Annotated in this window: 8 protein-coding genes; all 8 read right to left on the bottom strand. The window is 55.1% G+C overall.

Features of this window, described 5'->3' with window-relative positions:
- Positions 1–31 precede the first annotated feature (31 nt).
- The 8 genes from VI215_00220 to VI215_00185 all read right to left on the bottom strand — a co-directional run bounded on the left by VI215_00220 (position 32) and on the right by VI215_00185 (position 13404).
- A complete protein-coding gene (locus tag VI215_00220) occupies positions 32–2146 on the bottom strand; it encodes a prolyl oligopeptidase family serine peptidase (protein HEY6190729.1) in 2115 nt (704 codons plus the stop codon).
- A gap of 287 nt (positions 2147–2433) precedes the next feature.
- Positions 2434–3315 (bottom strand): SPFH domain-containing protein, encoded by an 882-nt coding sequence (locus VI215_00215; GenBank protein HEY6190728.1) that lies wholly within the window; start codon positions 3313–3315, stop codon positions 2434–2436.
- Positions 3316–3448: 133 nt separating this feature from the next.
- Complete coding sequence (locus VI215_00210; GenBank protein ID HEY6190727.1) at positions 3449–4030, bottom strand: metalloregulator ArsR/SmtB family transcription factor; 582 nt, start codon at positions 4028–4030, stop codon at positions 3449–3451.
- A 69-nt stretch (positions 4031–4099) separates the two neighbouring features.
- Positions 4100–4714 carry a YdeI/OmpD-associated family protein gene (locus VI215_00205; GenBank protein ID HEY6190726.1) on the bottom strand — a complete coding sequence of 205 codons (615 nt, stop codon included), beginning with the start codon at positions 4712–4714 and terminating at the stop codon, positions 4100–4102.
- A 22-nt stretch (positions 4715–4736) separates the two neighbouring features.
- Complete coding sequence (locus VI215_00200; GenBank protein ID HEY6190725.1) at positions 4737–5477, bottom strand: hypothetical protein; 741 nt, start codon at positions 5475–5477, stop codon at positions 4737–4739.
- A gap of 56 nt (positions 5478–5533) precedes the next feature.
- Positions 5534–6976, bottom strand: a complete 1443-nt coding sequence (locus tag VI215_00195; GenBank protein HEY6190724.1) for a TonB family protein — start codon at positions 6974–6976, stop codon at positions 5534–5536.
- 43 nt (positions 6977–7019) lie between these two features.
- Entirely contained in the window at positions 7020–11738 is a 4719-nt protein-coding gene (locus VI215_00190) for a cohesin domain-containing protein (protein ID HEY6190723.1), read from the bottom strand.
- A gap of 580 nt (positions 11739–12318) precedes the next feature.
- On the bottom strand, positions 12319–13404 hold the full coding sequence (locus tag VI215_00185; GenBank protein HEY6190722.1) for a DUF4032 domain-containing protein: 1086 nt from the start codon (positions 13402–13404) through the stop codon (positions 12319–12321).
- Between the last annotated feature and the right edge of the window lie 147 nt (positions 13405–13551).

Below are 13551 nucleotides of genomic sequence, written 5' to 3'. Positions count from 1 at the left end.
ACATCAGCCACCCGGAGTAAGCGGGCAACGCTCAGTACGCCGGTGTCACGCCCATATTATAGAATGTGAACGAATAGATGTCCGCCGTTTCCTCGATGATCTTCGAAGTCGGCTTGCCTCCGCCATGGCCCGCCTTCGTCTCAATCCGTATGAGCACCGGGTTGTTGCCGTGGTACTTTTCCTGGAGGGTGGAAATATACTTGAAGGAATGTGCGGGCACGACACGGTCGTCATGGTCTGCCGTCGTCACGAGCGTGGAAGGATATTCCACTCCCTCGCGGATATTCTGAACCGGTGAAAACGAGTAGAGGTTATGGAAATTCACAGAATCGTCGCTCGAGCCGTAGTCCGGAACCCACGCCCAGCCGATCGTGAACTTGTGGAACCGGAGCATATCCATCACGCCTACCGCCGGGAGGGCGACGCGGAACAGATCGGGGCGCTGGTTCGTGACCGCGCCGATGAGCAATCCTCCGTTGGACCCTCCCTGGATCGCCAGCTTCGCGGGCGAGGTGTACCGTTCGGCAATCAGGTACTCGGCTGCCGCGATAAAGTCGTCAAACACGTTTTGCTTATGGAGCCCCATCCCCCCCTCATGCCACTTCTCGCCATACTCCCCCCCTCCGCGCAGGTTCGCCTGGGCATAGACTCCCCCCTGCTCCAGCCAGACCAGACGGGCCGTGTTGAAGCCGGGTGCGAGGCTGATGTCGAACCCGCCGTACCCGTAGAGGAGCGTGGGGTTCGTCCCGTCCAGCACGAGACCCTTCTTATGGACGATAAACATCGGTATGCGCGTCCCGTCCTTGCTCTTGTAGAACACCTGCTTCGTCTCGTACTTCTCCGAGGTGAAATCGATCTCCGGCTTGCGGTAGAGCTTCGACTCCTTCGTCCGGAAATCGTACTGGTAGATTGTGGAAGGAAATGTGAATGACGTTACCGAGTAAAACACAATCTGATCTTCCTTTTTCCCCGCGAACCCGCCGACGGTCCCGAGCGTGGGCATCCCGATTTCATTCTCGAGCTTCCCTTCCGTGTCGTAGACATACACCCGGTGGCTGACGTCTTTCATGTACGTCGCGAGGAGCTTTCCCCCCACGAGGGAGGAGTTCATGAGCACGTCGGGCTGTTCCGGAAGGACCACTTTCCAGTTCGGCTCGGCCGGATTGGCGGGGTCGACGAGAACCACTCTGCCGTTGGGAGAATTCCTGTTCGTGCGGAAGTAAACCTTGCCGTCGACATTGCCGATCGGATTGAAATCGTCGTCGAACGTTTCGATGACCGGCCGGAACGAAGGATCCTGCGATTCCATCTCGCGGAGGAACGCGGCGTTTCCCTTCGAGCCCCCCTGCCCGATCGTCAGGACGCCGAATCGCTCGTCCTGCGTCACCGTGAGGCCGAATGTCCGCATTGCATGGGCGGTGTCCTGATAGACAAGCTTGTCGGCGCTCTGGTCGTCACCGATCGCGTGGTAGTAGACCTTCTGGAATTCGTTCTTCGCTGTCAACGCCTTCGTCGTATCGGCCGGCGCATCGTATCTGCTATAGTAGAATCCCCCGTGGTACCACGAAAGTCCGGTGAATTTCGCCCACCGGAGATGGTCTTTCAGTTGCGTCCTCGTCGGGACATAGAGGAGGTAGATCTCGCGCCAGTCCGATCCGCTGCGGGAGATGCTGTACGCCATGTACTTGCCGTCTTTCGAGAAGGCGAAATCGCTCAGGGCGACTGTTCCATCGGAGGACAGGGTGTTCGGATCGAGAAAAATCGCCGGCTTGCCGTCGAGGCCGCGCTGGTAATAGAGGACGCTCTGATTCTGCAGCCCGGAATTCTTGAAAAAGTAATAGTTGTCCCCTTCCCGGAACGGGGTGCTGTACTTCGCGTAGTTCCAAATCTTCGTCATCCGGGCCTTCACCTGGTCCCGGAACGGGATTTTTTCGAGATACCCGAAAGTCACTTTGTTTTCTGCCTGCACCCAGTCGGCGACGCTCGCGGCGGTGTCGTTCTCCATCCACCGGTATGGATCGGGGACGACCGTCCCGAAATAGTTGTCGGAGTGTTCAACTTTCGGAGTTTTCGGGTATAAGAGAGGTTGAGCGTGGAGACCGGAGACGGCGAGTAACAGACCAAAGATCAGCGAAGCTCTCTTCATCGGAGGATAATTCCTATGATTGGATGGGGAAATTCGGGATTCTCGCCGGTGCGTCCGGGAATAGGAGGCTTCAAACCGGCGGCGATTTTACGATTATACGATTTTTTGGCGCGAGTGTCAATCTCCCCGCCGCTCCGCTGGTGTCTCAGTATGGCGGGGCTACTCTCCACCTCGTCATGCTGACATGCTTTAGGTCAGCATCTCGATGACAGCACAAGAATGAAGATCCCGGCCAGAATCATGCCGGGATGACGAGGGGGAGACATGCGATGGCACCTCATGCGGTCTTAGCCCGCATCCCTCTTCAGAGGCAATACTCCGGCGAGATCGCCGATGACGTTCACAAGATCGGTGTTCGCGGGAACGACGACTTTTGTATTTCTCTCAAGCGACGCCTGCGTCGTCTCCAGTCTCTTCAGCAGCTGCGCATTCCCGATGAAGTACTTGTTCGCCGCCTCGTTGACAAGCCGGATCGCCTCCGCCTCGCCTTCGGCCTGAAGAATTCTCGCCTGCCGGATGCCTTCCGCCTTTTTGATTTCTCCCCGCTTGGTTCCGTCGGCGTTCGTTTCAGCGGCCGTGGCGAAATCGATTGCGGCGATTTTTTCATTTTCCGCCTTCACGATCTTGTTCATGGTTTCCTGCACGTCCTTCGGCGGATCGATCTCCTTCAATTCGGCCCGGACGATGTCGATCCCCCACGTCGTGGTTTCCTGGATCAGGATCTTGTGGAGTTCGTCGTTGATCCGGCCCCGCTCGCTGTTGGCGGATTTTAGCGTCATCGTTCCGATGATGTTTCTCAGCGTCGTGCGCGCGAGATTGACGATCTGGAACGTGACATTATTCACGTTGTATTGCGAATTCTTCACGTCCTCTTCGTCGGCTTTCACCTTGAAATAGATCTGAGCGTCGACGACAGCGTTCAGGTTATCGTTGGTGATGATCTCCTGGGGTTCGGCGTTGATCATCTGCTCGGTCGTGTTGACCCGGTACATGTGGTCGATCACCGGGATAATCCAGTGAAAGCCGGGTCCCGCGAATTTGCGATACTTGCCGAGCCGTTCCACCAGTCCCCTGTTCGTGGGACGGACGATGCGTATACCGAGGAGAAACACCACGATCACGACGATCGTGAGTATTGTTCCGAGGCCAATGGTTGTGCCGTTTTCCATGTTCGACTCCCTTTAGAGAATAGAATGAGCGTAATGCCTGCGGGAATTGCGCAGGATGTTACCGATGAAAAGCGCCGGCTTCATACGCCGGGACGGCCGGAACGGATGGAGCGGCGGCCAGGTTGTCAACCGCCTACTCCGGCTGTTCGGTTCGCCAGTATTTCCCGCCGCCGCCCTCCCGGTCCATATAACGGTAGTCCACCAGCGCGCGCCGCAGTCGCGCGGTATCCTTGTTGAATCTCGACAGGATCCCGTTCACCTGCTTCTCGCTGTAGCGAATCCCGGTCTGAAATTCCTTCAGGACGTGCCTGAGCAGGACAAGAAACTTCTTCTCCTGGACGGGGAACGCCTTGATCCGGCCTTCGGGCGTGCAAAACGTCGCGAGCACCTTCTGGTCGAACGAGTCGGCCTCTGTATTACCGGCGAACTCCTTCAGATCTTCGCGCTGGAGCAGACGTTTCGCCGTGGCCTCGAGCGGGCTCACCTGGAGGGAATAGATGCTATAGTAACCCTGTACCTTTCCCGCAACGAGCCCGGCTTTCCCGAGCACGGAAAGATGGTGCGACACCGTGGACGCGCCGATCTTGAGGGATTTTGAAAGTTCCTCGACGGCGTGGGGCCGCTGAGCGAGGAATCCGATAATCTTGAGGCGGTTCTTATCCGCCAGGGCCTTGAACAGGGGCAACAGCTCGGCGGATGTCATTAATTCAGTCATCATGGTCTCCGATTTATTTCTATGAATATAGAAATAAATCGATTAAGATGCAAACGGCTTTTGCGGGACTTACTTTCGCATGTACTTCCAGTTTCTCGATTTGCCTTGAGCCATCCATTCGAGCGCCGTTTCGATCCGCCTGTTCCTCGTCTCCTCGGTCTTCGCTTCCGTAATCCACTCGAGATATTCCTTCTTGTGGGAATAGGTGAACTCTTCGAAGGCCTTGGACGCCTTCTTGTTTTTCGCGAGTGCCTTCTTGAAATAAGCCGGCACGACGAGCCTCCGCTTCCCCGCGGACCTCGCTCTCGGGGGGAGCTTGATCCCCTTCTCGTTTAATTCCGCGGCCTCCCTGACGTACTCCATCAGGATTTTTTGGGAAGGCAGATCGGAGAGCTTCTGAATCCGCCCGAAATTCCCCATGGCATCCTTGCCGTCCTTCGAACGGAGTCTCGTCGAATCCTTCATGAGAGCGGCCTTCCAGAATCCCAGGATGCAGTGCTCCTTAAAGGCTCCTATGCCGCAGAGAATCCCGCGGTACTCAAAACTCGGAAATCCCCACTTGATGGTCTCCTCCACATCCGGGCAGGCCTTGTGAATCACACTCCGGAGATGGGTGAGAATCGGCCGGGCATAGTCGGCGGAACGTTCGATATATGCGTCAACGCGCTTGTCTTTTTTTCCCATGGCTGTGTAAAGAGATTAGTTGTTAGAAATAGACGCTCACGCCGAATCTCACCGCAGACGTGGGCGAGCTCCAACCCTTACTCTTCCGGTCGGTGGTACTGTGAAACGGTTGACCTATGATACGATCATCGGTCGTGCTGTCGAACCATGAATAACGCACAGATGCCCCGTATTCCGCATGGAGTGAGAAGCTTCTGAATGCAAACCATTCGGCGCCGAGAAGTCCGGAAAGCCCAAGGGCCGTCGAATTTGATTCAGAGCTTGAGACTGAACTGTTGGAGGGGGAACCGGTAGCTGCATAGACGATATCGCCATCGCTGGAACTGTGCGAGTAGGTGACGAGTGGTCCGGCCCCGAAAAAAAGATTTACCTCCGCGCCCGGGTCCGGATACCAGAGATACTGGAGGTTCAGCTGAATGCTTGATGAGTTCAATTGCGAGGAGCTCGAATTCGTCGAAGTGATAGTATCAAACTGAGTGGAGGTATTCAGGTTCGTATTATCCCCGATACTCAGCGCTCCCCCAATCCCCAGTCGAATCGCATGACCGGGGGTAAGCTGGCGCTTGAGAGAGATCACCGCACCCTGGAAATTCGTCAACGTAAAATTGCCCGCGACAGCGAATTGCAGAGCCCAGGCACCCTCCGTAAGAGAATTATGTTTGCCCGCCTCCGCGCCTTCGGTACTCTGGGCCAATGACGGCCGGCCTGCGAGTAGCAGGCACGCCGAGACAGCGATGATGAATCGCCTCCTGGAGCCTTTCATAGGTTTGTTCCTTCCCTGTTGTGATGAAATGCGCCTGACCGGGTGAGCGGATGGAATCAACGATTTATTTTGAAACGAAAGGGAACCATCGTCCAGACCGCGACGGGTATGCCATGCATCGTCGCCGGAGTGAACTGCCACTGAAGTGCCGCAGCGACAGCCGGCGCGATAAAGATGTCGTTCTCTGACTTGATCACTGTGATTTTCCGGACTCGCCCTCGCTTGTCGACCAGGCATTTCAGAAAAACGGTACCTTCGCTTCCGGCAATACGGGCACCGTTCGGATAATCAGGCTGTACGATCTTGAGGGGCACCGGCAATTTCTCGACCGGCACTAAATCGGGAGATGATAGCCGATCGGCGAGAAGCCAATCCGCCCACCACTTTTTTGCAAAGGGATCAGCGGCCAGCCATGGCAGGGTCCTAAAATTAATCGAGTCGTATGGAATATAGTTGTTTCGTAAGCGACCCTGGGCCGGGGAGTCGCCGAGCTTTGCGGCTATCTTATCGCATTCGATCGCCTCTGCTTTCTTTCCTAATTTCAAGTACAGATCTCCCAGCAAGACCCAGCACTCACTATTCACCGGAAACCCCTTCAGAGAGGTCTGAAGAGTTGTGAGAGCCTCAGTAAACCTGTCCCTCCGGATACAGATCTTTGCAAGCGCAAGGGCTGCCTCGGATGAAGCGAGCGTATCGAAGAGTGCATTGCTGTAATACTGGACGGCTTGGCTAGTGTCGCCCTGATGCTCATAACATTTTCCTATCTCGATCGCGAGATCCGCAACCCGGAGAGGATCGATCGAAATCGCCTTCTCGAACCAACCGATTGCCCCTGTTAGATCCTGTTTTAACTCCAGCGTAAGACCCGCATCGTAATATGCCTCGCAGAGGTACTTTCGTGGTGTATAGAACTGCGGTTGCTTTTCCATGAGCTTCGCTGCAAGTTCAAGAAGCTCCTTCATCTCACCTCTGAATGATAGGCAAGAAAGTATTCCCCGGTATGCAAGAGTATCCTCAATTAGTTTGAGCGACTCTTTGTACTCATCGAGGGCCTTGTCGCACTCATAATCAGCCCTATACTCATCCCCTTTCAAAATGCGCGCGGCCGCCAGGACCCTCGGCGAAGCCCCGCTGTGGTGACGGGAGGCTTTCTCCGCATACTCCGTCGCCGATTTGTGGTCTTTCATTTCAAGGGAGAGAACGCCGAGTGTATCATAATCCTGGTGGCACGTATCGCAATCTTGCAGAGCGGCGGCGCGGCGATACGCATCGATCGCGTTGGAATAGTCGCGCTTCCGGTGATAGGCTTCACCGAGGAGCCGGTGAAACCGTACGGAATCTTTCTGATCGTCGATCGCATGCCGGAGTAATTGAATCGCATCGTCATAGCGGCTGCCGGCGATCAGCCCCCTCGCGCTATCGGCAACACCCCGATCCTGCGGGCAAACAGTCATCGGGAAAAGAAATAGAATCGCCTGGAAGAGGAACGCGGCGGTCATCGAGGTAGCTCTTGCCGGGGGCTTCATCACTCAAGAATCGTTTTCATCGAATCAATATCATCTTTTTCGTATCAAGAAACCCGGAAGCTCTCAATCGATAAAAGTAGACACCGCTTGAAAACTTGCTCGCATCCCACTGAGCAGAATAAGTATGCGGACGTTGGTACTCAGAAACCAGGATTGCCACCTGCTGACCAAGGATGTTGTAAACATCAAGAGAGACCATCCCCGCCTTCGCGACAGTGTAGGAGATGGTTGTCACCGGATTGAACGGATTGGGATAGTTCTGCCCGAGTTCAAAAGAGACCGGAATAACCGGCTTTTTCTCCGCGACAGACGTAATGATCACTTGCGCATTACTCAATCTCGTAACTGGAATTTCGGCGGTAGATTCATTGTAAAGCTTCGCCCGCCGGAATTGCACCGCTGTTGCGGAGACACTCTTTCGTGGCACAAATTTGAGCCGGATGATGTCGGCGGAGTCGCCTGAAAAACCATGCTCGTTGTCCAGCTTCAGAATCAAGTTTCCGGCATGATCTTCGATCCGCGAGAGCGCAAACATCGAAGTTCCCGAAGCGGTTGAAGCAGAAATCAGTTCGAGATGTGTCGAGTCAAATGAAACTTCGACCTCGGCCGATGCGGTTCCACGGATCGTCGCTCCGGTAATTGGGAGGATGAATGTATCCCCCTGAGCTACGGTGGATCCACGCATACTCAACCAGGCACCATGAAGATTGAAAAACAGGGTATCAAGAAACCCGCCGCCATATAACCCCATGTCGCTCCGCGAGCCATCGCCGTCGTTAAACAGGCTGTCCGGGGTACCCGCATCTCTGCATGGGGAGGTTTGTTGCAGACGATAATCCTCCATGTTGAGGTCGACGTATTTGGGATCGAGCGAAAGGTCCCCCATTCCGGGAGTTGTGGCAGAAAAATTGACGGTGTTCCCCCAGACGTCGTTAAACGAATTCAGTCCGGACGCACCGATACTCACACCGAAGCGCCCGTCCCCCGTAATGATGTTATTCATGACATTGCCGGAGGCGGAGCGGATGTCCATGCCGGTAAACCTTGTATCGAGCGTGTTATTTGTTATGGACAGACTGTCCCCCGCCCACACAAGTATACCGCCCGTGACCGTGGTCGCGCCGCGGATGAGGTTATTTCGGATTGTGATCCCGCGCCCAGAGACGACATTTATACCATATGCATCTGTAATGTAGAATCTGTCATTCGTGATCCGGGCCGTTGAGTTCGTGAGGAAAATACCGCCTGCGCCGCCTACGCTCTTGATCACAGTGCGTGTGACATCGAGCGAGGAATTTGAGACTGCGATCCCCGTGGAGCCGGAGAGGTATGTATCGTGCACCTCCATCGCTGAACCGTTCCGCACGGCGATAAGGGCCTCCGAATTATCGGGAGATCCGATAATACGGCAGTCATGGATCTCCACGGTTGATGCTCGACAATCGACAGTGCCCAAAACGTCGGGATCGGGCGAGACAATCGTCAGATGTGAGATGCAAACTCCTTTCACGTTTGAGCATGCGACCGGACTCTTAGACAATACCAGGTCGATTGAATCCAGTTTCAGGCTCGTCACCCCGGCTCCGTTGCCCCGGAGCTCGAGGCTGTCGCGTAGCTGGACCGGTTCTTCATAGGTTCCGGCGGCAAGGAGTACAGTGTCACCCGGAAGCGCATGGTCTAGACCACGCTGCGCGGTCTTCCATGGATTTCTGCGCGAGCCATCCTCAATCGGAGAACTATTGCGCCAATCTACAAAAACATATCGACCTCCCCTCCCTCCCGGACTCACCGCAATGACCCCGGATTTGACCTCCCGCAAAAGCAGTGGCTGACTCAAACTGTCCCTCAAGTTCACGCTCTCGACAGTTACCGGTGACGCCGGCACACCTTCCGGCACCGATGGAGAGATTCGAAAGTGAAGATCAACGAGTGCACCGCTCCCTCCCCCGATATTCCTATCGCCGGTCATCAAAACTCCAAGCCACCCGGTGCGGGATGTGTCCATAGAGATCTGCATTGAATTCGTGAGAATAGTCTTCTCTATAGAAAGCAGCCTCACAATCGAAGAATCATAGGAGAGGGAGAACTGAGCGCTCGCGAGACGGCTTGCATTATCGATCGTAACCTCTACCAACACCGTATCGCCGGGAAAGCCGGATACGCTCTCGGATGCGAAGGAGACGGCGAATCCGGGAATGATGGCCGGGTCGATCGGATTCGGACCCCCGAATGCTCCCATGTCATTGCGTGATCCATCTCGATTATTGTAGAGAGCATCGGGATCGCCAGCGTGCCCGCAAACCGAGCCGGATTGCAACCGGAAATCAGCTCCTCCCCTGTTCACAAACCCCGGATCGGCGGATATGTTATTTGAATCCAGCATCCAACTATAGTAGTTGTCGTGAAAATTAGAGACGTTATTATAGCTGACGGAGACCCTCCGATATGCAGGGTCGTCATTCAGACTAAATCCCTGTCCGCCGGCAGTCGAGGGACCAATGATGATGTTGTTCTTGATAGTTGCAGGTGGATAGGAATACAGCGATACGGCTACCCCGTAACCCTCGATTACGAGAGTATTATTAATGATTGAACCCCCGGCATCATTGTAGAGGGCGCTCCCCAGCAATTTCGCCACGATGATATTGTTTGCCATTTCCAGAGATGAGAGAAATTCAGAAACAATCACTCCCCCGTCGAACCCGACAATGTAATTCCGTAAAATTCGCGTAGTCCCTCCGGTCGCGATGATTGCGTTTTCGGGAATGGTGGTCGAAAACGTCTTGATGATGACGTTCCCCTCGATCAGGGGTCCCGAGTTTGAACACCATATCGCGCAGTCGGTAGAAGTCGTTGAAATCATGTTGATCGTAAAGCCCGAGACCCCTGACCCTCGTCTGCAGATGACCACGCCGGAATCACTTCCCCCTTCGATGGAGGTCCGAGCCGGTCCGCTGCCCGCGAGAAACACGTCTGGTCGAATCCGGACCGTCTCATGGTAGATACCCGGCAAGACAGATACCGTATCGAACCGCAGCGCACGATTCATCCCCCGGCTGATTTCTGGATACGGTTGTTCAATGGTCCCGGATCCCTGAGCAAGCGCGCTTGCAGAAACGTATATCGTGATGCCATAGGGTACTGCGCTCACTCCCGCGGAATAATCACTTTCCTGATAATTGCTGTCCTCAGCGGTGACCGCATAATAATAGGTCGATCGATTCACAACCTCCGAATCCTGATAGCTCAGGCTTGTGTCGGACAGAGTTTTGGTCCAAATCGAATCAAATGAACCGGGCGACATCCCGCGATAGATTTTGTAGCGGTAGATTGCGGGGGAAGGAGAGTGCTGCCACTGCAAGGTGACGATCCCATGTCCCGGCGATGCGTCGACAAGCGCAGGCGGTTCCGGAGGAGGAGAGCTCGAAAGACTGTAAGCCAGCGCCAACCCAAAGAGCGTCGGAGATTCACCGAATAGCGTAGTGGAAAAATGAGCCCTCCATTGCAGGTACCGTTGCCCATGGTGAGTCGTGCTGATCGCTTCTCCGCTGACCGTGTAATAGCTGCCTGCCGTTCCGTCGGGCCCCCTCCAGACCGCCGTATCGAATTCTGCCGGCGTAGTTCCTGACCTCAGCTGAAATTTGAGAGAAGTTCCCGATGGAGTTGTTGCCATGAAACTCAGGGAATCGTAGGTAGCGATCAGCGGTCCGGCATCATGTACGCTCGAGGTATACACCCCGGTCAGATCATAATTAAATCCCCATTCATTGCGGTAGGGAATGACCGGGCCCACCGGGAGGCTGTCGGCACCCCACCAGACACTGAACACACCATTGTGATAATGCATGCACGCATACCTGGTACCGGTCTCGCCCGGCTTGATGGAATTGATGGAAAAGTTCCTTCCCATTTTCCGCGCCTCCCGATCCAAGAGCTGGCCGTAAAGATTCCAGGACCCCGGGGGTTGAACGGCTTGAGGCCGGTTATCGCTCCAGATGATCACCTGCCGTCCGGCTTCGTCCCGTGCAATCTGCGCCAGGGCGAAATCGAGCGTGGAGACGTCACCGAGTTCCTGGATTTCTCCGGTTTGATCTCCTGCGATCGATAAACGCTGGAGATAGAGATCGTCGGCTCCGCCCCAAAAGGCTTCCGTCGCCGCGAAAACCAGAATAAACTCGCTGTCAGATGACGCAGAAGCCAGCAAGGGACGTTCAAAGGCTTTCAGATTGTGTGGGTGGATCCTTCGCCCGGTATCGATGAGCATCCCGTGGAGGTCCACTTTCGAATAGAATATTATGGTTGAGTCAGCCACCGCCCCGCCTGAATAGTCCGGCTTCCGCACGAACACCCGGAACGCCGAATCGCCCGGCTCCGTGAGAATGACGGGATCGATCCCTCCGACCGAAACGATCTGGTTGGTACCGACCTTCACCCCGTTGCTATCAAATAGTTGTCCGTACGTGTTGAAATTCCCGGCCCACCATGCGGCATAGAAGTATCCGTTCGACATGTAACCAACCGACCCGGCTGCGGGGCCCTCGCCATCGTTGGCTCGGAGGACAGGGCCGACGGCATTCCCTTCCGAGTCATAGCGCTGGATGAGAAGACCGCTCCCGGTATCTTGCCAGACATTGTGGATCCAGTACTGAAGATACTCACCGCGACTGTTGTACACCCGATCAGGAAGGAATGAGTAATCTCTCGTATCGGGGATGGTCTTAACTAAGAACGGCATCAGTCTTACCTCACCGCCGGAGGAATTGGTTACGGTATCGTTCTCGACCCTCCCCGCCGAGAAATCCTCAACTGTTGTCTGAATCCAGACACGCGGAGATTGTGCGACACCGGCACAATAGCCGAAAGACAATGCGAGCGCGATGAGCCCTGATTCTAAGATTCGTTTTGGCGGTATCAAGATATGCGGGAAAAGAAGGTCTGCTTTCATTGCTCCCCCTAAAGACACTCGCGGGCGCTCATTTTGAGAGCCACGTAGCGGCTTGTTTTGGTGACACTGGAAGAACGGAAAGCGGTATGATTGCCCCGGGCAGGATTGGGGCGGCGTAGAAATTTACTCCCAGCCCACAAGATTAACTCGATTCTCCAAGACCAATTTAGAAATAAATGTTTGGATAGTCAAGATCTCCTCCGGTGCTGTCCTAGTTTGCCCGGATCGCAGAATACCCAATTTCCCGTCATTCCGAAATGATTCTGTTCGGCATCGTTACAAAGGTCACCCAATGAAGATCCCGGCCTAAAGCATGCCGGGATGACGAGCGGGGTGAAATTAGGACAGCACCTCTGCTCCCCCCCCGACTTTACCTCTCAAGCAGTCTTTTCATTGAATGGGCAAGGCCAATCATTTTCTCCATGGTGGCGTGTTTTCCCTTGAACTGGCGCGAATAGCTTTCGAACGCCGCGACCAATCCGACATCCTTTCCGAATTTCTCACTCAGATAATATTTATGGAGCATGATATCGAGATAGAGTGATGCGGCGGTGCGGTCCGGAAAATCATCGAGAATCGAAAATTCTTCAAAGAGATGGATCACAGGTTTGAACACGTCGACATACCAGTCACGCGCTGCATCCCCGATCGCCACCTCCTTGCCGCTGCGCTCGCTCAAATACCATTTATGCTCGTAGATGTGCTGGAGCAGCGCCTTCGACTGACCCTTCGCGCCGAACGGCCCCAGCATCGCATCGACGTCGATCTTCGTGATCAATGCGAACGACTGCTCCTCCCGCTCGATCTCAAAGAGATCGAGATACCGGTTCATGATATACTTTCGGTCGGTTTCGGTCATCAGCCGCTCCCGGGTAAGACCGCTCGCGATCGCATCCGCCTCCGTCCACGCCATCGTCTCAAGGAAGTACTCAACGTCCGACAGGCGCAGCCGTTCCGAGACCTGGGGATAGATCTCGACCGTCTCCGCATCGGCGAGGACCGCCTTGAGGACCGTCCGGATACCGATCTCGGGGAATCGTTCGTTCACGAAGAGTATCATCATGTTCGACAACGAAGCGTCGCCCCAGTACACCCCCTTGCAATGGAGCTGGACGAACAGCCTCACAATCGCGTCCCAGATACGCCTCCGCGACACGGTGGTGAATGCCCGCCTGAAAAGATAGTAATCCGGGATGGCATACTCAAGTAACCGGGTGACGACGTAGCCGGTAGAATCGGATTCGGCCTGCATCGCGGCCTTTGTCTCGGTAAGCATCCTCCGGTCTTCACGCACGACCTTCCCCACGGCCTGAAGCGTGGGAACGCTCATCTGCCGGAGCTGTACGTAGGTATTGTACTCCCGCACGGCAGTTTCGGCGGATGTCTCCTTGATGGCGAAGGCCTTCCCCCGGACCTTGATGAACCGGACAAGGTGGCGTGAGAGGCCACTCTTCACCTTCAGCGAACGGGCGTCCCGCTCTGTCCACTCCGCGAGAGGCTTATACCAGGGTAGCTTTTGGAGGAGAGAGACATACTCCTTGTCGAAGGTGATGGCGAGGTTCGTTCGGCCGTTCTCCGGCTCCCCTGCCTCAGTAGTACCAGC

The sequence above is a fragment of the Bacteroidota bacterium genome, from assembly GCA_036522515.1.
Taxonomy (GTDB): Bacteria; Bacteroidota; Ignavibacteria; order UBA10030; family SZUA-254; genus VBOC01.
This window is presented reverse-complemented; position numbering and strand designations above follow the sequence as displayed.